Below are 23,506 nucleotides of genomic sequence, written 5' to 3' on the forward strand. Positions count from 1 at the left end.
GCGAGGCCCTGGCTTGAGCGAGGCAGATCCCGACGCCGCATTGCTGGCGCGGATGGCCCAGGGCGAGGATGGCGCGGTGCGCCAGTTCGTCGGGGCCAAGCTGCCGCGCCTGCTGGCCCTGGCGAGCCGCCTGCTGCACGATCGGCACGAGGCCGAGGACGTGGCGCAGGAAGTGTTCGTGCGGGCCTGGCGACAGGCAGGGCGGTGGCGGCCGGGGCAGGCGCGGTTCGATACCTGGCTGCATCTCGTCACGCTCAACCTGTGTCGCGATCGGATGCGGCGGCGGCGCGGCGTGGTGGTGGCAGAGCCGCCCGAGCAGGCCGATACCGCGCCGCTGGCCGATGCGGCGCTGGCCGCGCAAGCTCAGTCGCGCGCGGTGGCCGATGCGGTGGCGGCCTTGCCCGAGCGTCAGCGCGAAGCCATCGTGCTGGTCCATTACCAGGAACTGGGCAATATCGAGGCGGCCGCCGTGCTGGGGGTGAGCGTGGAGGCATTGGAAAGCCTGCTGTCGCGCGGCCGCCGCGCGTTGCGGCAGCGCTTTGCGCAAGAGGAAGGGGCCGATCATGACTGAACCGATGAGCCCGGAGCGCTTTGCCGCGCTGGCGCAGGCCTATGGCGGGATCGACCGCTGGCCCGCAGAGCTGCGTACCGCGGGCTGGCACCTGGCTGCAGCCGATCCCGCTTGTGCGCAAGCGCTGGCCCAGGCCGAGGCGCTGGACTTTAAACTGGCTGCCTGGACGGTGGCGCCACCCACGCCGGCCTTGCGCCAGCGCATGGTGGCACGGCGGCGGCGCGGCTGGATCGTGCGGGCGCGGCTGTGGTGGTCGGCCATCGGCGTGGGCACGGTGCTGGCCGGGGCCGTGGCCGGGCTCGGCGCTGCCGTGGTGATCGGGCCAGAGCGCGTGGCGCCACGGCTGGACGCCAGCGTGTTTGAAAGCGCGGGGGAAGAAGGATGAAGGCATCCCCGCGCCTGCGTGTGCTGCTGGCCGGCTCGATCCTGCTCAACGCCTTTCTGCTAGCGGGCGCGGGTGCGGCTTGGTGGAGCATGCACAACCAGCATCCCGCGATCGGCATGGGCGCCTTGCGCGTGCCGGGGGCGGAACTCGCGCCCGAACAGCGCCGTGGCCTGCGCCAGGTGGTGCGCCAGGCGCGGGCAGAGGTGCGCCCGCAGGTGGATGGCAACCGCGCGCTGCGCCGCCAGATCGCCGCGTTGTTGCGCGCGCCGGTGGTGGATCAGCCGGCCCTGCTGGCCCAGCTTGAACGCCTGCGCGCGGGCGATGCCATGGTGCGCGCCCACGTGGAAATGCAGGTGGTGCCCTATGTGGCCGGCCTGCCGCAGGCAGATCGCAACCGTATCGCCGATCGGCTGGAGCCCAAGAGCGGGAAATAAGCTGCGTTACATCGCCAGCGACGGAATCGGCCGGTCGCTGCGTTCAAGCCCGCGACGAAGGAACGGAAAAAAGGGTTTCCGTTTCAAAGGGCTTTGCCATGGTCTCGGAACAACCCCTGTCTCCTGCCGCAATCGCGCTCAACCGTTTTGGCCTGGGCGCCACGCCCGATGCCGCAAGCGCGGCGGCACTCGCCGATCCGCACGGCTGGTTGATCGCGCAGTTCGATCATTTCGATGTCACGCCGCCGGCCTGGGCGGCGCTGGCCGATGCCCGCGCGCTGCTTTCCGCGTATCAGGAACAACAGCGCGCCTTGCGCCAGGCCCGTGCCGCTACGCCGCCGCCTGCACCTGTTACCGCAGCCACCACCCCGCTGCCGGCTGGCCCGGTTATGGCGGCCACGGTGCCGGTGGCGGGAAAGCCGGCGCGCACGCCAGAGCAGAAGCAGGCCCGCCGCGATCTGGGCGAGGATATCCACGCGCTCTATCGCCAGGGCGTGCAGGCGCGGGCGCAAAGCGCGCTGGAAACGCAGGCGCCGTTCGTGGAGCGGCTGGTGCATTTCTGGTCCAACCATTTCTGCGTGTCGGTCGACAACCTGCCGGTCACCGCGCTGGCCGCCTCGTTCGAACGCGATGCCATTCGCCCCCATGTGCTGGGCCGGTTCGAAGACATGTTGCTGGCGGTGGAGCGCCACCCGGCGATGCTGCTCTATCTCAACCAGAACCAGTCGATCGGGCCCAATAGCCCGGCGGCGCTGCGGGCGCGCGCCAAGGGTGGCGCCGATCGTCAGCGCGGGTTGAACGAGAACCTGGCGCGCGAGATCATGGAACTGCACACCCTGGGCGTGCGCAGCGGCTATAGCCAGGCCGACGTCACCGAATTTGCCCGCGCGCTGACGGGGTGGACCGTGGGCGGCATCAACGATGATGCGCCGGGCGATTTCGCGTTCCATCCGCAACAGCATGAACCTGGTACCCGCACGATCGTGGGCAAGACCTATGCCCAGGGCGGGGTGGACCAGGCGCGGGCCGTGCTGGTCGATCTGGCCCATGCGCCGGCCACGGCCAGCCATGTCGCCACCAAGCTTGCCCGCCATTTTGCCGGCGACGTACCGCCCCAGGCGCTGGTCGATCGGTTGGCCGATGCCTTTGCCCGCAGCCGGGGCGATCTGCCCACGCTCTATCGCGCGCTGGTGGCCAGCCCCGAACCGTGGGAGCCGCGCCCGCTCAAGGCCAAGACCCCGTGGGAGTGGACGATATCGTCGTTGCGCGCGCTGGGGGTGGGAGACATCGGCACGCTGCAGGTGGCCACGATCACCCAGCAACTGGGCCAGCCGGTGTGGAAGCCGGGCTCTCCCGCCGGGTGGGACGATACGGCCGCCAGCTGGATCGCGCCTGATGCGCTGATGCGGCGGGTGGAATTTGCCCAGCGCTTGGCTGGCCCCCGCGCCGCGCAGATCGATGCCCGCCAGCGTGCGCCGCAAGTGCTGCCCGGCGGGCTGTCTGCGGCAACGGCCGAACAGATCGCCCATGCCGAAAGCCCGGCCAGCGCGCTGGCGCTGATGCTCGTTTCGCCCGATTTCCTGCGGAGGTAACCATGCTCCATCGCCGAAACTTTCTTCACCTTGCCGGCGGTGCTGCCGGCAGCCTGCTCGTGGCACCGGGCATGGTCCTGGCTGCAGCCGAGACCGAACGCCGCTTTGTCTTCGTGATCCAGCGTGGTGCGGCCGATGGCCTCAACATCGTCGTGCCCTATGCCGATCCCGGCTATGCCCGGCTGCGTGGCGCGCTGGCGATCGATCCGGCGGCGGCGACGCGGCTGGACGGCACCTTTGCCCTGCATCCCGCGCTCAAGGAAACGGCGGCGATGTATGCCCGTGGCCAGGCGCTGTTTGTGCATGCGGTGGCCTCGCCCTATCGCGACCGCTCGCATTTCGATGGGCAAAACGTGCTGGAGACCGGAGGCAGCCAGCCCTACCAGGCACGCGATGGCTGGCTCAATCGCCTGGTGGCCATGCTGCCCCGCGCGAGCGATGCGGCGATCGCGATCGCGTCCACCGTGCCGCCAGCGCTGCGCGGGCCGGTGCAGGTTACATCCTATGCGCCGTCGGGGCTGCCCGGCCCGACCGACGATCTGATGACGCGGGTGGGCGCGCTCTATGCGCCAGACCGGCAATTGCAGGCAGCCTGGAGCGCGGCGCTCGATACCCGCAAACTCGCCCAGGGCAGCGGCGCGCGGCAAGACCCCGCCTCGCTGGGCAAGCTGACCGCCACGTTCCTGACCAAGCCGCACGGCCCGCGCATCGCCATGCTGGAAACCGAAGGATGGGATACCCACAGCGGGCAGGACGGCCGGCTGGCCACGCAGCTGCGCGGGCTCGATACGCTGCTGGCGGCGCTGCGCGACGGGATGGGCCCGGCCTGGGCGCAAACCACCGTGCTGGTCGCCACCGAGTTTGGCCGCACTGCCGCGGCCAATGGCACGGGCGGCACCGATCATGGCACGGCGTCGGTCGCCTGGGTGCTGGGCGGCGGCGTCAAAGGCGGGCGCGTGGTGGCCGATTGGCCGGGGCTGGGCAATGGCCAGCTCTATGAAGGGCGCGATCTGGCACCCACCAGCCAGCTTGACGCGCTGCTGGCCGGCGTTGCCGCCGAAAGCCTCGCGCTCGATCCGGCGCAAGTGGCGCGGCGCCTGTTTCCGCTGGCCGGCGCGCCACGGCCGATGACTGGCTTGTTGGTCTAAATTTGCGACGAACCGACAGACGGAAACACCGGCCGCCATCGTTCAAGTAATGTCAGGCAAGGATGAACAGCCTGCAGCAACGATAAGTGAGGTCGATATGAAAAAGATCCTGCTGAGCGTGGCGATCGCCACGGCTGCACTCGCCACTGCGGCGCCGGCGATGGCGCGCGATGGTTGTGGTGGCGGATGGTATCGCGCCTATGATGGCCGCTGCTATCCCATGGGGCGCACGGTCGTGGTCGAACGCCCGGTCTTTGGCGGCTATTACGGCCATGGCTATTGGGGTGGTCGTCCCTATTGGGGATACCACCATTACTGGCATCGTGGCTGGGGTCACCGCTGGTGATGATCGCGGCAGGGGCCTTGATGGCCCCTGCCGACTTATACCAACCTGCACGGTTTCCAACCCATGAGGATTGCGCTCCCCCGTTCGCTGGCAAGGAGCGGCCGCAGCGGCGATGTGGGCGCATCGTTGCAAGGTCGCGACAAAGTCCAGCGGACGGGGGAGCGCAACCCTGCGGGCGCCTTCTGGCGACCTTCGGACTGCGTTGCATCCTTGGCATGATGCCCCACATCACGCCGGCGGATGCGCCTTGCCAAAGGCCGCCAGAAGGCGTCCTCATGGGTTGGAAACCGTGCAGGTTGGTATTACTCTTGCCCCGGCTGCGGCGTCTATCGGGTGAGGGCAGCGGTTGATCGAACGCCCGGTGTATCGATCGGACGTTCTGGGCAGGGTGCTTCTTTACGCTGACCCAAGGAAACCGCGCTGATGTTCGTTCCCCGCCATGCCCTGCCGCTGGCTTTGCTGATGGCCATGGGCGGCGCGCTGGCCGGCTGCCACCATGATGGCACGCGCGATGCAGCGGCGAACGACACCACCATTGGCGGCGATTATCGCCTGGAAGGCAAACGCACGTTTCGCGGCATGATCGGCGGCAATGCTACTGTCGCGGCGGGTGCCGATGTCACCATCGCCGGGATGATCGGCGGAGACCTGATCGTGGAGCAGGGTGCCCGCGTGACGGTCAAGGGCCTGGTCGGCGGCCGCATCATCAACAACGGCGGCCAGGTCGACGTGCGCGGCGCCGTGGGCGGGGCGTAATTCCGCAATCTTGACGGAACCCGCCGCGCACGGCATAGGCGCGGGCAAGGCGATGGATTTCCGCCGGGCATTTTGCCGAACCGCCTGCCGCGCCAAACGGCGTCAGGGCTGATGATTCCTACCTGAAACCAAGCTGCCCGACCGGGCACATGCAACAGGAGGAATCGTGCGCGCTTTTTTCACCCGTTCATTCGTCACGCCGGCCCGCATCCGCTTTGTGCTGGCACTTCTGGCCATGGCGCTGGCGGTGGGCACGGCTTGCGCCGGCTTTCTCTGGTCGCTTGATGCGGTCACGCGGCTGCGCTTTGCCGCGCCCTGGCTGCTTTATGGCCTGCCGCTGTGTGGCCTTGCCGTGGCCTGGCTCTATCGCCGCTTTGGCGCGCGGGCAGAGGGCGGCAACAACCTGATCCTCGATGAAATTCACGAGCCCGGCGGCGGGGTGCCACTGGCCATGGCGCCGCTCGTGCTGATCGGCACGGTGGCCACGCACTTGTTCGGCGGATCGGCCGGGCGTGAAGGCACCGCAGTGCAACTGGGCGGCAGCCTGGCGCATGGCCTGGTCGATCGCCTGGGCCTGGCCGGCAAGGCCCGGCGCCTGCTGCTGATGGGCGGGGTGGCGGCCGGCTTTGGCGCGGTGTTCGGCACGCCGCTGGCCGGTGCGGTCTTCGCGATCGAGGTGCTGGCGCTGGGCGGGCTCGACCTGGCAGCACTGGTGCCGTGCCTGGTGGCGGCGCTGGTGGGTGATTTCGGCTGCCGGCTGTGGGGTGCGCACCACACGCTCTATCCCCACATCAGCCTGCCACAGACCGATCTGGCGGGGTTTGCCGCGCTGCTGGCCAAGGCCGCGCTGCTCGGTCTTGCCAGCGGCGTGGTCGCGCGCCTGTTTGCCGAGGCGAACCACGGCGTGGCCGATCTCTACAAGCGTTTCGTTGCCAATCCGCTGGCGCGGCCGGTGATCGGCGGCGTGCTGGTCATCGGCTTGACGTTTGCGTTCGGCACGCAGGACTATCTCGGGTTGGGTGTGCTGTCGGCCCATCCCGGCGCGCCCACGCTGCCGGGCTTTTTCGTGGCTGGCCCTGATCAGTGGAGCTGGCTGATCAAGCTGGTGTTCACCGTTGCCACGCTCAGCGCCGGGTTCAAGGGTGGGGAAGTGACCCCGCTGTTCTTCATCGGCGCCGGTCTGGGCAGTGCGCTCTCGCTCGTGCTGGGCCTGCCGGTGCCGCTCGCGGCCGCAGTGGGCATGGTGGCGCTGTTCGGCGCGGCGGCCAACACGCCGGTGGCCTGCGCGGTGATGGGCCTGGAACTCTTCGGGATCGATGCCGCCCCGGCGCTGATCGTGGCGTGTGTGGCGGGCTATCTCGCCTCGGGTCATGGCGGCATCTATCTGTCGCAGCGGATCGCCCGGCCCAAGTGGCCGCGCCGCAGCGGCGGGGCATCACTGCGGGCGGTGCGGCACGTCTGGCTCTGACGCCGGGCCGGCGCCCAGCACCGCGCGCAGGCCGGCCGTATCGCGCAGGCGCACCTCCTGCTGTGGATAGGGCACTTCCACGCCGTGTTCCTGGAACAGCTGCCACAACGCGCGCAGCACCTGGCTGCGCACGTTGCCGGTGCCATCCTGCGGGTCTTCGATCGTCACATAGATCGCCATGTCGATGCCGCTGGCACCCAGCGCGGTCATCGCCACCGATGGCCCGGGATCGCTCAGCACGCGCGGCGCGGCGCGGGCGGCCTGCAGCATCAGCTTTTCCGCCATGTCGATATCGGTGCCATAGGCCACGCTGACTGGAATGGTCAGAACGATCTGGGTGTTGGAATAGGACCAGTTTTCGACCTGCGTGGTCATGAGGATTTCGTTGGGAATCAGGTATTCGCGGTTGTCGCGCGTAGCCACCGATACCGCACGGATGCCGATCTTGCGCACCTGGCCCACGGTGCTGCCCTTGCCATCGTTGATCGCGATGACGTCTCCGGGCTTGATCGAGCGGTCCATCAGCAGGATTAGCCCGGCAATCAGGTTGCCGAACGTCTTCTGCAGGCCAAAGCCGATGGCCAGGCCAAAGGCGCCGGAAAACACCGTCAGCGCGGTGAAATTGATCCCCAATAGGTCGATGCCCATGAAGAACGCCAGCGCCCAGACCATGAGCGAGACGATCTTTTCGCCCAAGACCTGCTGCACCGGATCGAGACTGGTGGCGCGGGCAAAGAAATAGCGGGCCAGCCGGCTGCCCAGCCGGGCCAGCATGAACATGGCAAAGACCACCAGCACCATCTTGCCGGCGTTGAACACCGAGATGTGATAGTGCCCCACGTCAAACCCGAGATCGTCGAGCGACTGGAGGAAATCACCGACCTGGCGATGCGTCTTGTGGCTGACCCAGCTGCTCATCGTACTGCCGCCCAGGCGGCCAGCGCCTGTTCGAGATCGGCAATCAGGTCGTCGGCATCTTCCAGCCCGATAGCCAGGCGCACGGCAAAGCGATCGGCAGCGTCCATGTCGGGCCGGGGCCAGGGGCTGGCGGTGCGGATCGCGGCGGGATCGACGGGCGTGGCCAGGCTTTCGAACCCGCCAAAGCTGTAGCCGATGCCGAACAGGGCCAGCGCATCGATCAAGGCATCGCGCGCCTTGGCCGTGCCGCCCTTGAGCACGAAGCTGAACAGCCCGCAGCCGCCGGTGAAATCGCGGCGCCAGTGTTCGTGGCCTGGCGATCCCGGCAGCATCGGGCATAGCACGCGCGCCACTTCGGGCCGGGTATCCAGCCACTGTGCCACGCGCAGCGCGGCGGAGGTGGCAGCATCGAGGCGCAGCGCCATGGTGCGCAGGCCGCGCAGCATGATCGCGGCATCGTCTGGCGAAACGACCAGGCCCAGGTTCTGGCTGCGCAGGCGCAGCTTGCCATACCAGTGCGCGCTGGCCGTTGCGCTGCCCATCACCACGTCGGAATGGCCGCTGACGTGCTTGGTCAGCGACATGATGCTGATTTCCGCGCCATGGGCCAGCGGGGCAAAGCCCAAGGGAGAGGCCCAGGTGTTGTCCACCAGCACAGCCAGCCCCTGCGCCTTGGCCGCGCCGATCAGCGCGGGCATGTCGGGCACTTCCATGGTCAGGCTGCCTGGCGCTTCCAGCAGCACGGCCTTGGCGCCGGGGCACAGCGCGGCAAAGGCGGCGGTGTCCATGGGATCGAACCAGATCGTCTTCACGCCGAAATCGGCCAGCAGGCCGCGCGCCATGGCGCGGCTGGGCTCATAGGCATTGTCGGTCAGCAGCAGCGTATCGCCGGGCCGCAGCACGGTGAGCAGCGCGCCGCAGATCGCGCTGACGCCCGAGGGATAAAGCACAGTGCCGCCGCCCTCGGCGCCCGGTTCCAGGCTGGTCAGTGCCTCGGCCAGGGCCCATTGCGTGGGCGCACCGCGCCGGCCGTAATAGAAATGCCCATCGGCGTTGCCGGGGTGGCTGCGCAGGGCAGCCATATCGGGATAGAGGTGCGTGCTGGCGCGCCACACCGGCGGGTTGACGACCGCGCCGGGCTGGCCGGGCGTGCCGGTCCATTCCGGCCGGCGCCCGGCGGCAACGATGCGGGTGGCGGTCTTGAGCGGCTTGTCGGAAGGGGCAGTCATGCCCGCGTGCAAAGCACAGATGCGCCCATTCCGAAAGCCTGCAAACAGATGCGCCGCGCCCGGCAGATCAATGCAACGCGATCAATCTACGCCGGTCAATCTACCAGGCAGGTGGCCGGGCCGGTTTCCTTGGGCGTGGCGGGATCGGCGCCCCATTCGCTCCAGCTGCCATCATATAGCGCCACGTCGGTCTTGCCGAGCAGGTGCAGGGCAAAGATCACGACATTGGCCGTCATCCCCGAACCGCAGCTGGCGATGACCGGGCGATCGAGATCGACTCCGGCGTCGGCAAAGGCGGCGCGCAGGCCATCGGGCTTTTTCCAGGTGCCATCAGCAGCGAACAGGCTGGCATAGGGCACGTTGCGCGCGCCGGGAATGTGGCCGCTGGCCAGCGCCGGGTTGGTTTCCTTGACATCGCCGGTAAAGCGGCCGGCGCCGCGCGCATCGACCAGCTGTTCGGCATGGCTGGACAGGTTGTCGAGCACTTGCGCCTTGGAACGCAGCGCGCTCAGGTCGCTCCACGCGGTGAAATGGCGGTGACGCAGGGTTTCGCGCCCTTGCGCGCAGGGGCGCCCTTCGGCCTTCCACTTGGCGATCCCGCCATCGAGCAGCGCCACGTTCTGCGCGCCGAACAGTGTCAGCAGAAACCAGGCGCGGGTGGACGATTTAATCGGGCTGTCATCGTAAAGCACGATGCGGCTGCCATCGCCCAGGCCCAGGCTTTGCATGCGGCTGGCGAATTTTTCCGCCGGGGGCAGCGTGTTGGGCAGGCCGGTGGCGTTGTCCACCAAGTTGCCCAGATCCATGAAGACAGTGCCAGGAATGTGGCACGCCTCATACTCCAGCGCGGCATCGCGCTTGTGTTCGGGCAAAAAGCAACTGGCATCGACGATGCGCAGATCGCTCGCACCCATCTCGTTGGCGAGCCATTGGGTGGAGACCAGCGGTTCCATGAATTTCTCCTGCCTGCGTGCGACCCGTCTGGCGCGGGTTGATTTTGGACGCTGAACTTAATCCTGCGGGGCGATGGCGTCGATTGCAAAAATAGCCAATCGACGCCCCGTTTCGTTTCACTTTTCGCCGCAGCCTCTCACAGCGCAGGCAGGGGCATGGGCCGCTGATCGAGCGTTTCGAATACGCGTGGCCCCTGATCGAGGCGAAAGGGTTGCAGCCGCGCGGCCGGATCGCCCGGCGCGGCCGGCTGGCCGACCAGGAACGCGGCATGGGCATGGGCCGCGCCGCCATCGTCCTCGCGCGTGGCCCAGACGCCAGCGCGCACGATCGGCACGAACAACTGCGCGGCGCCGGCGCGAATCGTCAGGATGGTGGACAGCGGCAGGCGCATTTCGGCCGGTACCGTCACGCTCTGGCCCGGCTCGAGCCGGGCAATCGTGCGCAGCGGCGGCAGTTCCGGCCCGGCCAGACCCAGTTGCTCGTCCATCGGGCGCGAGGCATGGGCCGAGGTCATGTCGCCCGACAGGGCGAGGTCGGTCAGCGCGTGGGGCGCATGGTTGGTCAGCACCAGCCGGCATGACAGCGTGGCATTGACCAGCGTGGCGCTGAGGCGGTCAGCGTGAAGCGCCACATCCAGCCCGCGCGGCAGGCCAGTAGCGGCAAGATCGCTGGGCGGCATTTCCACCGGCGCCGCCGGCGCGGGACGCGGCGCTGGGCGATAAGGCGCGGGCGGCGGCGCAACCGGCACTGGTGCCTCGATTACCGGTTCGGGCGCCGTGGTGTCGGCCGCGCGGCGCCGGCGCCGGGCAAACAGCACGATCACCACGGCCAGCGCGGCGATCCCGGCGGCCCAGGGCCACCAGGCGTTTTCGCTGCTGCTTGCGCCGGTGTCCGGTGCGGGCGTGCCGCTGGCAAGCGGCGGCGGTTCGCTGGTGGTGCTGGCATCGGGCAGCGGGGTTGCTGGCGGCAGATCGGGCGTCGGGCTGGCTACGGGAGACGGCGTGGCGCTGGGCGTTGCGGTGTCCTGGGGCAGGGGGACGAGGCGGGGGGCTGGTGCTGGCGCTGCCGCCGGGGTTTCTGCGCGTGTGGCAGGCCGGCGCGCGGGCGTGGCCGCGGCGCGGCTGGGCTTGGCCTGTGGCAGGGTGATGACTGTGGGCGCGGTGGTTGGCGCTGTGGGCAGCAGGTTCGATCCCGCCGGGGCCGCCGGCTTGATCACCGGGGCAGGGCTGGGAGAATTGAGCGTGGGCAGCGTGGGCGCGGGCACGGCCGGGGTAATCGGCTGGGGGGTGGCCGGTTGGCCCGTAGGCGCCGCCGTTTGGGCCTGGGCCTGTGCCGGGACCAAAGCAGCCGGTGCCGCGATGACCAGGGCCGATGCCGATAGGGCCGATGCCAGCAGGGCGGCGCGCGGTGATCCGGTTGCCGATGAACGTGAGAGGAAAATGCCGCGCATGGCCTGGCCTGAACTGCCTCGTTTCATGATGTGTCGCACTGGCCGGATACGGCCGGATGGCGTTGAATAGTGCCTGAACGGGCGGGCGCAAGCCGCCGGGTTGCGTCATCGCCGGGTTTCGGTGCATGGCGCGCGCAACAGAAAGGATTTTCCCGCCATGTCAGATCCCCATCGTCCGGCTTCCGGCCATCCGGCCCCGCTGCACCTGGGCCAGACCAGCGCCCTGCCGGCATCGCCCGAGGAAGCGGTGCTGGACTATGTGCCCAATCCGCGTGCCGGCACGCTCTATCTCGTGCGGTTTGCCGCGCCGGAATTCACCTCGCTGTGCCCGGTCACCGGCCAGCCCGATTTTGCCCACCTGGTGATCGACTATGCGCCGGGCGAAACCATCGTCGAATCCAAGTCGCTCAAGCTTTTCCTCGGTGCGTTCCGCAACCATAACGGCTTTCATGAAGACGTGACCGTGGGCATTGGCCAGCGCCTGTTCGACGAGATGAAGCCGCAGTGGCTGCGCATCGGCGGTTACTGGTATCCGCGCGGCGGCATTCCGATCGATGTGTTCTGGCAATCCGGCCCGCCGCCCGCAGCCCTGTGGCTGCCCGACCAGGGCGTGTCGGGCTATCGCGGGCGCGGCTGAAGACACAGGCGCCTTGCCACGGATGGACGCAAAAGGGGCGATTCGGCCCCTTTTGTTTTGCATGACTGTCACGCGCGGGACCCGTTAACCATCAAAATGTCAGGTTGAAGTGGTTTTATCCGCACGGATACAGCAGGTTGCGACAATCATTTACCATTGCTTAGGATGCTTTTGCCAAAAACGCGGCAGGGGGCCGGAAACAGGAGACTTGGATATGACCTTTTTCCGCCAGCTGATTACCGACACCGAAGGCGCCACCGCCATCGAATATGGCCTGATTGCCGCCCTCATCTCCGTTGCCGCGATCACCGCCATGGGGACGCTCGGCAACTCGCTGTCCAACACGTTCAATTTCGTGTCGAACGACATGAACAACGCCTCTGACGGTCACCTCTAAGGCGCCAGCGGAACGGCCGTGATCGGCCGGGCCAGGCCTGTGCACGGTTTGGGGTAACCGTGCACAGGCTGTGCTGCCTGCGTGGCCGGCAACCCCTTTTCAAAAAATTAAGGCTATTACTGACCGAAAGTTAGTGTTTCGGCCGGTTCAGCTACGCAAAAATGCGTAGGCCATTTACCATTGGTTAGGGGGAGTTTGCCAAAAGAGCAGCGGGGTTACTCAAACAGGAGACTTGGACATGACCTTCTTCCGCAAGCTCATCAAGGACACCGAAGGCGCCACCGCCATCGAATACGGCCTGATCGCTGCTCTCATCGCTGTTGCCGCCATCACCGCCATGGGCGCGCTGGGCAACTCGCTTGGCAACACTTTCAACCTCGTGTCGAACGACATGAACAACGCTTCGGACGGCAAGCTCTAAGGCTTGATCCTGGCGCGATCGCCCGGGCCACGCCGATGCGGCGGCCGGGGCGGTCCCCAGGTCTGCGACGGTCGCCAGCGATCGGGGCGCAGACCATCCACGGTAGAGGGAAAGGGGGGCGGAAACGCCCCCCTTTCTTTTTGTGTCACGGGCAGGGATCGGGCAGCACGGCGTGCACCGCCTCGATCGCGGCCAGTGCTTCGGGCGGCAGCGTCACATCGGCACTGGCCACGGCCAGCGCCAGCTGTTCCGGCGTGGTGGCGCCAATGATGTTCGCTGCCACGAACGGGCGGCTGTTGACATAGGCCAGCGCCAGGGTGGCGGGATCGAGGCCAAAGGCATGGGCGATGGCGACATAGCGCGCGATCGCAGCGTTGGCATTGAGCGTGTCGTAGCGGGTGAACTGGTTGGCCACGTCGCGCCGCGATCCAGGGGGAATCACCCCGCCCAGATACTTGCCGGTGAGATTGCCCGCTGCCAGCGGCGAATAGGCCAGCAGCGGCACGTTTTCGCGCAGCGCCACTTCGGCCAGGCTGCCTTCGAACAGGCGATTGACCAGGTTGTAGGCATTCTGGATCGAGGCCACGCGCGGCAGGCCCTTGTCGCGCGAGAGACGAAGATACTCACCCACACCCCATGCCGTTTCGTTCGACACACCGATGTGGCGCACTTTGCCGGCCTTGACCAGTTCGCCCAGCGTATCGAGCGTTTCCTCGATCGGGGTGAGATCCTCTCGGTCCTCCACCTGCGCCAGCCCGCGCGCGCCGAACATCGGCACATGGCGTTCGGGCCAGTGGACCTGGTAGAGATCGATATGGTCGGTGCGCAGGCGTGCCAGGCTGCCGTCGATCGCCGAGAGGATATTGCGGCGATCGAGCTTGTTGTCGCCGCCACGGAACTTGCGCACCATGTCGCGCGCCGGGCCAGCGACCTTGGTGGCCAAGATCACCTTCTCTCGCTTGCCGGGCTGGGTCAGCCAGCTGCCGATATATTCCTCGGTGCGGCCGATGGTGTCGTTGTGGAATGGCGTGACCGGATAGGCTTCGGCCGTGTCGATGAAATTGACACCATGATCGATCGCGTAATCGAGCTGCGCGTGCGCCTCTGCTTCCGTATTCTGCGACCCATAGGTCATCGTGCCCAGGCAGATCAGGCTGACATCAAGGCCGGTCGTGCCAAGTTTGCGGGTTTGCAAGGGATTGCTCCATTCGTTGCGGCTTGCGCCTTCTTGCCGATGAATTGCGCAAATGCACATGAGGATTTTTCATCGGCCGAATGGCCAATGGGCAAGGACCAAAATGCCTTGCAAATGGAAGCAATGGAGCCAGATAAAACCGCCGCACGAGGAGCCATGCCGCACAAACGCCGGCGCCGGCCCGCGTCTGCAGCAGGCGCACCACGATGCGGCGCCACAGCCGATGGAGAGGCACAGGCCATGGCCGTTTTGCAACCCAGTCTCGATCCCGATCCCGATCACGCCGCACGGGTGTTGAATGCGGTGCAATCCTCGCGCGCGGCGGTTTCGGCGGTGGCGGCATCATGGTGCCGATCGGCGCTGCACCATGGGCTTGATCCGGCTGCGCCGCGCAGCGTGGCAGAGCGGTTGGGCGGGGCCGAACTCAAGGCCCTGCGCGCCGGCAATGGCGAACTGCTGGCCGTGGCAGCGCCCGTGCTCGATCGGCTGTTCGGCAGCGTGGGCTTGGCGGGCGCCTGCGTGCTGATTGCCGATACCGGCGGCGTGGTGCTGGATTGGCGCGCGGGTGATGCTGACGCCAGCCGGTTCGAGGAACTGGGCCTGGCGCCCGGTGCATCGTGGGCCGAGGCGGCGCAGGGCACCAATGGCATCGGCACCTGCCTGGTGGAGGGTCGCGCCGTGACGATCCACCGTGACGAGCACTTTGCCAGCCGCAACGTGGGCGTAAGCTGCATGGATGCGCCGATTTTCGATGCCGAGGGGCGGCTTATCGCCGCGCTCGACATCTCATCGGCGCGCGGCGACCATGATCGCGCGATGGCCGCGCTGATCGCCGCGCTGGTGCAGGACGCCGCCCGCCATATCGAGCGCGACCTGTTCTGTCGCCGCTATGCCGATGCCCGCATCGTGCTGGCCGGCACCGATCCGACCGCCCGCGGGCATGCCCTGCTGGCGGTGGACCGCGACGATCTGGTTATCGGTGCCACACGGGCAGCGCGGCAGCATTTCCGCCTGGGTTCGGGCACGGCGATCTGCCCGCGTCCTCTGGGTGAGTTCCTCGGCGATGGCCAGCCCGCCAGCTTTGACGACGGCGATCGCGCGGTGCTGCGCCAGGCGCTGGCACGGGCCGGCGGCAACGTGAGCAGCGCCGCGCGCCTGCTCGGCATCGGCCGCGCCACGTTCTATCGCCGAATGGAGCGAGTCGGCCTGTCGCTGCGCCACTGACGAATCGCGTCTCGCGCCGCTGTCGAACGCAGTTCCACCGCGCTGTGCTGGCCATTTGGTGTGCGGTGGACGCTGCCTTGTGCAGTTTTTTTGGGGCGTCGCCGCGTGCAATGCAATTTGTGCAACTGCCCGACGCGGGACAAATTGCCATATCGTGCCGTGCACCTGCGCTGACTAGACGATCGCCATGATCCGCACCCGCCTTGTTGCCGTCGCGCTTGCTGCGCTTGCCGTTTCTGCCTGCGGCGGGGACAAGACCCACGATGCCCGCCTGGCCAAGGCAGGCCCCAACCCATCGCTGGCCGCGCTGATGAACGTGGCCGATCCGCAGATCGGGGATCGCAAGGCCGCTGCGTGCAAGGCCTGCCATACATTTGATGCCGGCGCGCCGGACATGGCCGGGCCCAACCTGCATGGCGTCTATGGCCAGCAAATGGGCCGAAACCGCCCCAGCTTTGGCTATTCCGCCGCGTTGCGCGATGCCGGCGGCAAGTGGGACGCTGCCACGCTCGATGCCTGGCTGAAGAACCCGCAGGCGGTGGTGCCGCATACCGCGATGATGTTCGGGGGGATTTCCGACCCGCTCAACCGCGCAGACGTGATTGCCTATCTGCGGTCTCAGGGGCGCTAACGCACTCTTTGCACGACAGCACGGCTGTATGCACCCAGCATTTCTCGTCGCCCCGTGCTTGACACGGGGCCTGGCTACTTTGCGGTCTCGCCCTGCGGCGCTGCCCCAGGATACCATTGGTCCCAGAGATCCAGCCAATCGGGATTGTTCGCCTCGATCAAGGCGAACTTCCATTCCCGACGCCATTTCTTGACCAGCTTCTCGCGGGCAATCGCGGGCTCGATTTCCGCGTGGCGCTCGGCATAGACCAGCCTTGTCTTGCCAAAGTCGCCGACGTGGATCGAGCCGAAACCATCGCGATGCTGCGCCACCCGCCGGATCAGATCCGATGTGACACCGACATACATGCCGCCGCGATAGCGGTTTGCCATGATATAGACCCAGCCGCCCTTGTCCATTTTGCCAGCATGCCAAACGCAAGGCGGCAAGGAAAGCCAAGCCCCGTGTCAAGCACGGGGCGACGGGTGCCCGTCTTCAAACTCTGCGCCCAGCATCCCCACACCCAACCCTTTCCCCCGAAAGGGAGAGGGCTTTTTGTGCGGCGTTTACTTGCCCGGATGCAGGCGGATGGCGGCGCCGCCGCCCGGCGCCAGCCACAGGTCGAGGGTGTCGCCCTTTTTCACGGTCTTGGTGTCATAGGCGATCTTGTGGCGCGCGTCGGTTTCATAGGTCGCGCCTTCGCCGTCCTTGTAGATCGTGGCGGTATAGGTCTTGCCGGGATCGAGCATGTCGAAATGCAGCGTCACGGTGCGCGCGGTGGCATCGTTGACGCCGCCGGCGTACCAGTCGTCGCTCTTGCGGTCCTTGCGCGCGAAGATCGCGTATTCGCCCACTTCGCCGGCGATCAGGTGGCTTTCCGACCAATCGGCCGGCACCTGGCGGATGAAGGCCAGTTCCTTGGGATGGGCGGCCAGCGTTTCGATGAAATCGGCGGCCATCTGGATCGGCGAATAGATCGCCAGGTACAGGCCAAGCTGCTTGGCAAGGGTGGACGCCAGCGGCGCGTGCTTGGCGCCTTCCAGGCTCAGTACGCCCGGCGTGAAGTCCATCGGGCCTGAGAGCATGCGGGTATAGACCAGCGTCGGCTCATGGCTCGGCCCGTTGGCGAACTGGCCCCAGGCGTTGTATTCCATGCCGCGCGCGCCTTCGCGGTCGATCCAGTTGGGATAGGTGCGGCGCAGGCCGGTATCCTTGACCGGTTCGTGGGCATCGATGGCGATGTGATACTTGGCGGCCGTTTCCACCACCTTCAGGTGGTGTTCCACCTGCCGCTGGCCATCGTGATAGGCCATGGCATAGGTATCGGGCGTGGCGCCGGGGGCGCGGATACCGCCGGCGTCCGCCACATAGCCGGTCTTGACCGAATGGACGCCGAGCGCGGCATACATCTTCATCGCATCATCAAGCTGCGCCTCGTAATTGGCGATGTTGCCGCCGGTTTCGTGGTGGCCGATCAGCTCCACGCCCTTCTTGCGGGCATAGTCGGTAACCGCCTTGATATCGAAATCGGGCGTCGCCTGGGTATAGCTGAAATCCTTGCCATTGCCGAACCAGTTGCCGTTCCAACCCTTGTCCCAGCCTTCGACCAGCACGCCGCCAAAGCCGTTCTTGGCGGCGAAATCGATGTATTGCTTGGTGCGGGCCGTGGTGGCGCCGTGGTTGGGCCCTTCCGCCCAGGTCCAGTCGCCGCGGATCATGCCCCACCAGATGCCGATATACTTCATCGGCTTGACCCAGCTGACATCGCCCAGCTTGTTGGGTTCGTTGAGGTTCAGCTCCAGATCGTTTTCGACAAGGCCGGCGGCGTTGTCGGCAATGCGGATCGTGCGCCAGGGGGTGTTGAACGGCAGGTCACGTGTGACTTTGGGCCCGCCCGGATTGGGCGACAGGGTGGAGCGGAAGCTGGTGCCGTCGATCCGCTTGAACCACATCGCCGAATAATCGACCAGCGCGGCTTCGTGGAACGCCAGGTGCGTGCCATCGGCCAGCTTCATGGTGATCGGGGTGTGGGCGGTGGAAACGCCATCGATCGGGGTCTTTTGATAGACCTGTTCATAGCGATTCCACTCGCCACCGGGAATCCACCAGGCCGTGCCGTTCTGCGCCAGGTTGAACTCGGTCAGCTCGTCGGCGATCTTCATCGTCGTCATCGCAGCCTGGGTGGGCAGTTCATAGCGCAGGCCAAAGCCGTCGTTGAACAGGCGGAAGCGCACGTTCATTTCGCGGCCGCCCCATTCGGGCACCTGCTTGAACTTGACCAGCAGCTCGGTGTGGTTGTCGGTGACGAAGCGGCGCTCGCCCCAGGGCTGTTCCCAGGTGCTGGGCGCGGGCTTGCTGGCTTCGCTGCCGATGATGTGGTTGCCGCGCACCATGGTGGGGCCGTCGGTGAGGATGAAACCGAGCGAGGACGCGCCGATCAGGAGCTTGCCCTTGCGCGACAGGCTGTAGGTGGGGCGGCCATCGCCATCGATCGCCACGGTCAGCACCAGGCTGCCATCGGGCGATGCGGCGGTGATCGGGCCATCGTTGACCGCGCCGGGAACAGTGGCGATCTGGGCCAGCGCCGGCAGCGGGGCGCACGCGAGGGTCAGCGCCAGCGGCGCTGCAAGACGGGTGAGAACGGACATTGGGGGGTCAGATCCTCTCTTCGATAATCAGGGCGGCAAAGCCGGGCAGATAGCCCAGGCTCGCATCGTTTTCGGCGACCAGCACGGTGCCCTCCTGGGCCAAATCCTGCGGCCAGGCGACGGGCTGGTTGCTCATGTTGATCACCACCAGCAGCGACTGGCCGGCAAACTGGCGTCGCGCCACGAGCAGGCTGGCATCGGCGTGCAGCACGGCAAAGCTGCCGTGGCGCAGGGCGGGGCTTTGCCGGCGCAGGTGCAGCAGGCGGGTGGTGAGCGCCAGCAGCGATGACGGATCAGCTTCTTGCCGATCGACTGCGCGCGCGAGGTTCTCCTCGCCCAGAGGCAGCCAGGGGGCAGGGCCGGCGGTAAAGCCGCCCATCGCGCTTTGCGCCTGCCAGGGCAGCGGCGTGCGGGCGCCATCGCGCGACAGCGTGAGCGGCCAGTTGGCGATCGCTTCGGGATCTTGCAACTGCTCGAACGGGATATCCACTTGCGTGAGGCCCAGTTCTTCGCCCTGATAGACGATGATGTTGCCGCGCAGGGCGGCAAACAGCACGGCCTTCATCCGGGCATAGGCATCGCGTGCCTCGGGCGTGGCCCAGCGCGACAGGGCGCGCGGCGCATCGTGGTTTTCAAAGGCCCAGCTCGGCCAGCCGATGCCCGGCTCATCGGGCCACTTGGCCAGCACATCGCGCACCATCACCGGCGTGATCTGCGGGGCATAGAGGAAATCAAAGCCATAGGCGCTGTTCAGGCGCGCGGATCCGGCGGTGTATTCCTTCATCTCGGTTTCGGCGAGATCACCGCCCACCTCGGCCACCGTGAACACCGCGCCATAGCTGTTGCACAGGCTGCGCAGTCGCTCGATGAACGTGATGATGCCGGGGTGCGACTGGTTGTAGATCTTGAGCTGGTAATCGAACGGGCGGGTGCGGCGGCGGCCATCGTCTGGCGCGGGCGGATTGTCGCGCAGCGTGGGGTCGTGCATCAGGAAGTTGAGCGCATCGATGCGGAAGCCATCGACCCCGCGATCAAGCCAGAACTTCATCACCCCTAGCAATGCTTCCTGCACGGCGGGGTTGTGCGCGTTGATCTGCGGCTGCTCGGCCAGGAAATTGTGCAGGTAATACTGGCAGCGTCGTGCGTCCCAGCGCCAGGCCGGGCCACCGAACACCGATTGCCAGTTCGACGGGGGCGAGCCATCGGGCTTGGGATCGGCCCAGACATACCAATCGGCATAGGGATTGTCGCGGCTTTGCCGGCTTTCCACAAACCACGGGTGCAGGTCAGACGTGTGGGCATAGACCTGGTCGATCGTGACCTTGAGGCCCAGCTCGTGCGCGCGCGCGACCAGCGCATCGAAATCGGCGAGCGTGCCGAACACCGGATCGACATCGCAATAGTCCGAGACGTCATAGCCGAAATCGCGCATCGGCGACTTGAAGAACGGTGAGATCCAGATCGCATCGGCGCCCAGCCGCGCAACGTGCTCGAGCCGGGCGGTGATGCCGGCCAGATCGCCCACCCCATCGCCGTTGGAATCGGCAAAACTGCGCGGATAGATCTGGTAGATCGCCGCGCCGTGCCACCAGGGCAGGTCTTGGGCGGAAGACGGGGGCGTATGCTGGGTCATTGGCCTTGCTTAGGAGAAGAAGAGGAAAGGACGCGGCAGACAGCGCTGCCGTATGCGGGCAAGTCAAGCACGATCGAGCCGGGCGCGGCCACCATGGCCGGGCATTGGCCAAGCAGGCTTTCCAGCCGCTGGGCACTGGTGCCGATCGTGCTGGCCGCCTTGATCGGCTGGCCAGAGGTGTTGAAGGCGATGAGATATTCGGCGCCCGTTACAGGATCGAACCGCGATACGCTGAACAGCCCCGGCTTTTCACCATAGCTGCGCGTCAACTGTGCCCCCCGCGCCAGGGCCGGGTGTGCGGCGCGCAGCGCGTTGAGCCGGGCGATCAGCGTGTAGAGCGGATGTGCGGGGTTGAAATTGTCCTGCGCCGTGGTGCGCGTGGTGCTCAGCAGCGGCTGATCGTTGTAGCTGGCCACCTTGCTGGCGAACATGTCCTGGCGGGCGGCCTGGTCGTTGCCGTGGCCGATCATGCCCTGTTCGTCGCCATAATAGACCACCGGGCTGCCGCGCAGGGTCAGCAGCATGGTATGGGCCAGCGCGGTGCGGGCCAGCAGTTCGTCCTGGCCGATGCCGGGGCGATCATGCTCGACCAGCCAGGCAAAGCGGCCGATATCGTGGTTGTCGATGAAGGTCGGCTGGGCCAGTGCCGCCTTGTCACCGCCTTCATAGAGCACGTCGCCGTCGAACAGGTCGGCCAGGACATCGGTGCCCTTGTCCTGCGCCAGCACGGCGCGCACGGCGGCGTGGAAGGCAAAGTCGAGCACGTGGGGATAGCCGTCGCGCCGGGTGAAGCGGGCGATATAGCCGTTGTCGGGGTTTTCCCGCGCTACTTCGCCAAAGATGGTGAAGTTGGGAATGCCCTGGCCCCGCGCGACGGCTTCCATTGCAGGGATGAACACCTGCCAGAAGCCGGGATCGACATGGCGCGCGGTATCGATGCGATAGCCGTCGACGTGGAACTTGCGGATCCAGTCACCATAGATGGCGATCATCCCGGCGCGCACGCGCGGGTTTTCGGTGAACACATCGTCCAGCCCGCTGAAATCGCCAAAGCGGCTGTTTTCGCCGCTGAACGTGCTGTCACCGCGGTTGTGGTAATAGATCGGATCGTTGAGCCAGTCGGGCACCTTCACATGTTCGTCCCCCTTGGGAATGAACGGGGTGTAGGCATAGGATGGATCGGTCAACGCCTTGAAATTGGCGGGGCTGGAATCGCTGTCACCGGCAAAGCCGGGATTGATTGCCGGGCCAGCCAACCCGCCCTTGCGGCTGTAGGGATAGTTGGCCTTGTCGCGATAGGGGGCCGCCGTGCCGGGCGGCACTTCGCGATACTGGATCACGTCGGCCGTGTGGTTGACGACGATATCCATATAGACCTTGAGGCCGTGCGCGTGCGCCGCATTCACCAGCGCGGCAAATTCGGCATTGGTGCCGAAGTGCGGATCAACCTGGGTGAAATCCGTGATCCAATAGCCGTGATAGCCTGCGCTCTCTTGCCCCGGTGCGCCCTGGACGGCCTTGTTCTTGAAGATCGGGCCAACCCACAGCGCGGTAAAGCCCATGCCCTTGATATAGTCGAGCTTGGCGATCAGGCCCTTGATGTCGCCACCGTGGTAGAAGCCCTTGTCCGCCGGATCGAAGCCCGACTGGAGGCGCCCGCCGGCAATGCCGCCGGCGTCGTTGGCGGTGTCGCCATTGGCAAAGCGATCGGGCAGCACGAAATAGATCGATTCCCCTGCTGCCGGCCGTGCCGCCACGGCTGAAGCCGCTGGAACGGGGGCTGGGGCCGCCATGGCCGGGGCGAGTGCGGTGGTGACCAGGGCCGCGGCAAGGGCACTGGCAAGGCGGGCTTTCATGCGACAAGTCCTTTGGGGGAAGGCGCCGCGCAATGGCGGGCGATATAGTCGGCGTGGGTGGGATAGGCCGCCACCTCGCGGGAAAACAGCGCGTGCAGCGTATCGAGCCAGCCGGCCAGGTCCGCTTCGGAAACCGCCTCGGCGAGGGCATGGCTGGTGGCCGGGATGATGCCCTGGCCGACCAAGACCTGGAGCCAGCCCACTTCGCTGAACAGGTCTGACTGATCGCGGAAGAGGTGGCCCGCGCTTTGGAACAGGGCGATCTTTTCTGCCAGGCTGGCGGGCAGGGGCAGGTTGCGACAGGCCTGCCAGAACGGCTCTTCACGCTGGTTGGCCCAGTAATGCAGCACGATGAAATCGCGGATGCGCGCCATCTCGTCGGCAAACTGGCGGTTGAACGTGTCGCGCACCGCTGTGGCAGGGCGGCAGGTCGGGCCGAACGTCATGATCCGGGCGATCATCGACTGGATCAGATGGATCGAGGTGGATTCCAGCGGCTCGAGAAAGCCGCTCGCCAGCCCCATGGCAATGACATTGTGCGACCAGGCTTGCTGGCGGCAGCCGGTGGTGAAGCGGATCACGCGCGGATCAGCGAGCGGTGCGCCATCGAGATTGGCAAGCAGGCCAGCCGTCGCTTCATCGTCTGACAGGAACGCATCGCAATAGACGCGGCCATTGCCGGTGCGGTGCTGCAACGGAATGCGCCATTGCCAGCCAACTGCATGGGCGGTGGAACGGGTGTAGGGGGTGAGCGGCGCAGCGCTGGCGCAGGGCACCGCCACGGCGCGGTTGGCCGGCAACAGGTGCGACCAATCATCGAACCCCACGCCCAGCGTGTCGCCGATGAGCAAGGCGCGCAGGCCCGAGCAATCGATGAACAATTCACCGTCGATCACGCGGCCATCATCGAGGCGGACGGCCGTGACATCCCCACTGGCGCCGTCGCGATCGACCGCCACGATCAGGCCTTCCTCGCGGATCACGCCCTTGGCCTGGGCATAGCGGCGCAGATAGGCAGCATAGAGCCCGGCATCGAAATGGAAGGCGTGCGGCATCTGCGGCACGTTGCGGTTGGTCAGCGGCGCGCCATCGTGCATCTTGCCGGCGCGGGCGGCCAGATCGTTGACGCTGTAATCGCCCAGCGGACGGGCCAGGCCAAGCCGGTGCGCGCGCGACCAGAAATGGCGGAAGGCGCCCAGGCCAATATCGCGGCCGACATCGCCAAAGGCGTGAAGATAGCTATGCCCGGGGCGCAGCCAGCCGGCAAATTCGATGCCCAGTTTGAACGTGGCGCCGGTGGCACGGATGAAATCGGTCTCGTCGATGCCCAGCGCCTGGTTGAACATGCGGATCTGGGGAATGGTGGCCTCGCCCACGCCGATCGTACCGATCGCGTCGCTTTCCACCAGAGTAATGCGGGTGTTCTCGCCCAGGAAATGGCCCAATGCGGCCGCGCACATCCAGCCTGCCGTGCCACCGCCAACAATGGTGATCGACCGTGCTACTTGGCTGTCCATGGCCCTGTGCCCCCCGCAGGAAAGGATCGGGCGCGCAAACAACGCCCTGCAATCCAATGCAATCGTGTCATGGCGGCGGCGGGCGGTCCAGCCTGGACCGCCCGCCGCCTGAGGGAA

23 protein-coding genes and 1 riboswitch are annotated in these 23,506 nt (G+C 66.6%); of the genes, 13 read left to right on the top strand and 10 right to left on the bottom strand.

The window, feature by feature from the left end:
* The first annotated feature begins 13 nt into the window (after positions 1-13).
* From FHW97_RS02810 to FHW97_RS02845, 8 genes are all read left to right on the top strand, one after another.
* A complete protein-coding gene (locus tag FHW97_RS02810) occupies positions 14-571 on the top strand; it encodes an RNA polymerase sigma factor (protein ID WP_107715856.1) in 558 nt (185 codons plus the stop codon).
* Positions 564-956 (top strand): hypothetical protein, encoded by a 393-nt coding sequence (locus FHW97_RS02815; RefSeq protein WP_133726759.1) that lies wholly within the window; start codon positions 564-566, stop codon positions 954-956. Before FHW97_RS02810 ends, FHW97_RS02815 begins: the two co-directional genes overlap by 8 nt.
* Positions 953-1,390, top strand: coding sequence for a periplasmic heavy metal sensor (locus tag FHW97_RS02820; protein WP_054130572.1), 438 nt, complete (start codon positions 953-955; stop codon positions 1,388-1,390). Before FHW97_RS02815 ends, FHW97_RS02820 begins: the two co-directional genes overlap by 4 nt.
* A gap of 98 nt (positions 1,391-1,488) precedes the next feature.
* The gene (locus FHW97_RS02825) at positions 1,489-2,982 is read left to right on the top strand and encodes a DUF1800 family protein (protein ID WP_171797919.1); all 1,494 of its coding nucleotides are present in this window, start codon (positions 1,489-1,491) and stop codon (positions 2,980-2,982) included.
* 2 nt (positions 2,983-2,984) lie between these two features.
* On the top strand, positions 2,985-4,130 hold the full coding sequence (locus FHW97_RS02830) for a DUF1501 domain-containing protein (protein ID WP_022677933.1): 1,146 nt from the start codon (positions 2,985-2,987) through the stop codon (positions 4,128-4,130).
* Between the two features lie 97 nt (positions 4,131-4,227).
* Entirely contained in the window at positions 4,228-4,476 is a 249-nt protein-coding gene (locus tag FHW97_RS02835; protein WP_022677932.1) for a GCG_CRPN prefix-to-repeats domain-containing protein, read from the top strand.
* 423 nt (positions 4,477-4,899) lie between these two features.
* Positions 4,900-5,232, top strand: a complete 333-nt coding sequence (locus tag FHW97_RS02840; RefSeq protein WP_171797690.1) for a hypothetical protein — start codon at positions 4,900-4,902, stop codon at positions 5,230-5,232.
* A gap of 39 nt (positions 5,233-5,271) precedes the next feature.
* A riboswitch (Fluoride riboswitch) is annotated at positions 5,272-5,360 on the top strand.
* A 38-nt stretch (positions 5,361-5,398) separates the two neighbouring features.
* Positions 5,399-6,700 (top strand): chloride channel protein, encoded by a 1,302-nt coding sequence (locus FHW97_RS02845; protein WP_370525282.1) that lies wholly within the window; start codon positions 5,399-5,401, stop codon positions 6,698-6,700.
* Here the strand turns inward: FHW97_RS02845 and FHW97_RS02850 are convergent.
* From FHW97_RS02850 to FHW97_RS02865, 4 genes are all read right to left on the bottom strand, one after another.
* Entirely contained in the window at positions 6,668-7,618 is a 951-nt protein-coding gene (locus FHW97_RS02850; protein WP_054130568.1) for a mechanosensitive ion channel family protein, read from the bottom strand. The two genes, FHW97_RS02845 and FHW97_RS02850, sit on opposite strands and share 33 nt — an antisense overlap.
* On the bottom strand, positions 7,615-8,847 hold the full coding sequence (metC, locus tag FHW97_RS02855) for a cystathionine beta-lyase (RefSeq protein WP_171797920.1): 1,233 nt from the start codon (positions 8,845-8,847) through the stop codon (positions 7,615-7,617). Before metC ends, FHW97_RS02850 begins: the two co-directional genes overlap by 4 nt.
* A gap of 95 nt (positions 8,848-8,942) precedes the next feature.
* Complete coding sequence (gene sseA / locus FHW97_RS02860) at positions 8,943-9,800, bottom strand: 3-mercaptopyruvate sulfurtransferase (RefSeq protein WP_022675168.1); 858 nt, start codon at positions 9,798-9,800, stop codon at positions 8,943-8,945.
* 137 nt (positions 9,801-9,937) lie between these two features.
* The gene (locus FHW97_RS02865) at positions 9,938-11,251 is read right to left on the bottom strand and encodes a hypothetical protein (RefSeq protein ID WP_171797921.1); all 1,314 of its coding nucleotides are present in this window, start codon (positions 11,249-11,251) and stop codon (positions 9,938-9,940) included.
* A gap of 157 nt (positions 11,252-11,408) precedes the next feature.
* Here FHW97_RS02865 and queF point away from each other — a divergent pair, with 157 nt between their 5' ends.
* The 3 genes from queF to FHW97_RS02880 all read left to right on the top strand — a co-directional run bounded on the left by queF (position 11,409) and on the right by FHW97_RS02880 (position 12,706).
* A complete protein-coding gene (queF, locus tag FHW97_RS02870; RefSeq protein WP_171797922.1) occupies positions 11,409-11,888 on the top strand; it encodes a preQ(1) synthase in 480 nt (159 codons plus the stop codon).
* Between the two features lie 214 nt (positions 11,889-12,102).
* Positions 12,103-12,285 carry a Flp family type IVb pilin gene (locus tag FHW97_RS02875; RefSeq protein ID WP_022678626.1) on the top strand — a complete coding sequence of 61 codons (183 nt, stop codon included), beginning with the start codon at positions 12,103-12,105 and terminating at the stop codon, positions 12,283-12,285.
* 238 nt (positions 12,286-12,523) lie between these two features.
* Positions 12,524-12,706: a Flp family type IVb pilin gene (locus tag FHW97_RS02880; RefSeq protein WP_054130878.1), complete on the top strand. Its 183-nt coding sequence runs from the start codon at positions 12,524-12,526 to the stop codon at positions 12,704-12,706.
* 145 nt (positions 12,707-12,851) lie between these two features.
* On the opposite strand, the gene FHW97_RS02885 is transcribed toward FHW97_RS02880, so the two are convergent.
* On the bottom strand, positions 12,852-13,901 hold the full coding sequence (locus FHW97_RS02885; protein WP_171797923.1) for an aldo/keto reductase: 1,050 nt from the start codon (positions 13,899-13,901) through the stop codon (positions 12,852-12,854).
* Between the two features lie 240 nt (positions 13,902-14,141).
* Here FHW97_RS02885 and FHW97_RS02890 point away from each other — a divergent pair, with 240 nt between their 5' ends.
* Both FHW97_RS02890 and FHW97_RS02895 read left to right on the top strand, forming a co-directional pair.
* Positions 14,142-15,125 (top strand): GAF domain-containing protein, encoded by a 984-nt coding sequence (locus FHW97_RS02890; RefSeq protein WP_168351670.1) that lies wholly within the window; start codon positions 14,142-14,144, stop codon positions 15,123-15,125.
* Positions 15,126-15,312: 187 nt separating this feature from the next.
* On the top strand, positions 15,313-15,756 hold the full coding sequence (locus FHW97_RS02895) for a cytochrome c family protein (RefSeq protein ID WP_168351671.1): 444 nt from the start codon (positions 15,313-15,315) through the stop codon (positions 15,754-15,756).
* A gap of 74 nt (positions 15,757-15,830) precedes the next feature.
* Here the strand turns inward: FHW97_RS02895 and FHW97_RS02900 are convergent, their stop codons facing one another.
* From FHW97_RS02900 to FHW97_RS02920, 5 genes are all read right to left on the bottom strand, one after another.
* A complete protein-coding gene (locus FHW97_RS02900) occupies positions 15,831-16,154 on the bottom strand; it encodes a GIY-YIG nuclease family protein (protein WP_043611393.1) in 324 nt (107 codons plus the stop codon).
* A 147-nt stretch (positions 16,155-16,301) separates the two neighbouring features.
* Positions 16,302-18,383, bottom strand: coding sequence for a glycoside hydrolase family 97 protein (locus tag FHW97_RS02905; RefSeq protein ID WP_171797924.1), 2,082 nt, complete (start codon positions 18,381-18,383; stop codon positions 16,302-16,304).
* Positions 18,384-18,390: 7 nt separating this feature from the next.
* The gene (locus tag FHW97_RS02910; protein WP_171797925.1) at positions 18,391-20,016 is read right to left on the bottom strand and encodes an alpha-amylase family glycosyl hydrolase; all 1,626 of its coding nucleotides are present in this window, start codon (positions 20,014-20,016) and stop codon (positions 18,391-18,393) included.
* Entirely contained in the window at positions 20,013-21,872 is a 1,860-nt protein-coding gene (locus FHW97_RS02915) for an alpha-amylase family glycosyl hydrolase (protein WP_171797926.1), read from the bottom strand. The genes FHW97_RS02910 and FHW97_RS02915 overlap by 4 nt, the downstream gene beginning before the upstream one ends.
* The gene (locus FHW97_RS02920; RefSeq protein WP_171797927.1) at positions 21,869-23,389 is read right to left on the bottom strand and encodes a tryptophan halogenase family protein; all 1,521 of its coding nucleotides are present in this window, start codon (positions 23,387-23,389) and stop codon (positions 21,869-21,871) included. The genes FHW97_RS02915 and FHW97_RS02920 overlap by 4 nt, the downstream gene beginning before the upstream one ends.
* Between the last annotated feature and the right edge of the window lie 117 nt (positions 23,390-23,506).

It is taken from the genome of Novosphingobium sp. SG754, from assembly GCF_013149315.1.
GTDB lineage: Bacteria > Pseudomonadota > Alphaproteobacteria > Sphingomonadales > Sphingomonadaceae > Novosphingobium > Novosphingobium capsulatum.

Bases quoted from the DNA above. Each gene is read 5' to 3' on its own strand.
- FHW97_RS02875 (WP_022678626.1), top strand. From the start codon at position 12,103: ATGACCTTTTTCCGCCAGCTGATTACCGACACCGAAGGCGCCACCGCC.
- FHW97_RS02890 (WP_168351670.1), top strand. From the start codon at position 14,142: ATGGCCGTTTTGCAACCCAGTCTCGATCCCGATCCCGATCACGCCGCA.
- FHW97_RS02825 (WP_171797919.1), top strand. From the start codon at position 1,489: ATGGTCTCGGAACAACCCCTGTCTCCTGCCGCAATCGCGCTCAACCGT.
- queF (WP_171797922.1), top strand. From the start codon at position 11,409: ATGTCAGATCCCCATCGTCCGGCTTCCGGCCATCCGGCCCCGCTGCAC.
- FHW97_RS02920 (WP_171797927.1), bottom strand. From the start codon at position 23,389: ATGGACAGCCAAGTAGCACGGTCGATCACCATTGTTGGCGGTGGCACG.
- FHW97_RS02850 (WP_054130568.1), bottom strand. From the start codon at position 7,618: ATGAGCAGCTGGGTCAGCCACAAGACGCATCGCCAGGTCGGTGATTTC.
- FHW97_RS02865 (WP_171797921.1), bottom strand. From the start codon at position 11,251: ATGCGCGGCATTTTCCTCTCACGTTCATCGGCAACCGGATCACCGCGC.
- FHW97_RS02905 (WP_171797924.1), bottom strand. From the start codon at position 18,383: ATGTCCGTTCTCACCCGTCTTGCAGCGCCGCTGGCGCTGACCCTCGCG.
- FHW97_RS02840 (WP_171797690.1), top strand. From the start codon at position 4,900: ATGTTCGTTCCCCGCCATGCCCTGCCGCTGGCTTTGCTGATGGCCATG.
- sseA (WP_022675168.1), bottom strand. From the start codon at position 9,800: ATGGAACCGCTGGTCTCCACCCAATGGCTCGCCAACGAGATGGGTGCG.
- FHW97_RS02895 (WP_168351671.1), top strand. From the start codon at position 15,313: ATGATCCGCACCCGCCTTGTTGCCGTCGCGCTTGCTGCGCTTGCCGTT.
- FHW97_RS02830 (WP_022677933.1), top strand. From the start codon at position 2,985: ATGCTCCATCGCCGAAACTTTCTTCACCTTGCCGGCGGTGCTGCCGGC.
- FHW97_RS02880 (WP_054130878.1), top strand. From the start codon at position 12,524: ATGACCTTCTTCCGCAAGCTCATCAAGGACACCGAAGGCGCCACCGCC.
- FHW97_RS02900 (WP_043611393.1), bottom strand. From the start codon at position 16,154: ATGGACAAGGGCGGCTGGGTCTATATCATGGCAAACCGCTATCGCGGC.
- FHW97_RS02915 (WP_171797926.1), bottom strand. From the start codon at position 21,872: ATGAAAGCCCGCCTTGCCAGTGCCCTTGCCGCGGCCCTGGTCACCACC.
- FHW97_RS02820 (WP_054130572.1), top strand. From the start codon at position 953: ATGAAGGCATCCCCGCGCCTGCGTGTGCTGCTGGCCGGCTCGATCCTG.
- FHW97_RS02910 (WP_171797925.1), bottom strand. From the start codon at position 20,016: ATGACCCAGCATACGCCCCCGTCTTCCGCCCAAGACCTGCCCTGGTGG.
- FHW97_RS02835 (WP_022677932.1), top strand. From the start codon at position 4,228: ATGAAAAAGATCCTGCTGAGCGTGGCGATCGCCACGGCTGCACTCGCC.
- FHW97_RS02815 (WP_133726759.1), top strand. From the start codon at position 564: ATGACTGAACCGATGAGCCCGGAGCGCTTTGCCGCGCTGGCGCAGGCC.
- metC (WP_171797920.1), bottom strand. From the start codon at position 8,847: ATGACTGCCCCTTCCGACAAGCCGCTCAAGACCGCCACCCGCATCGTT.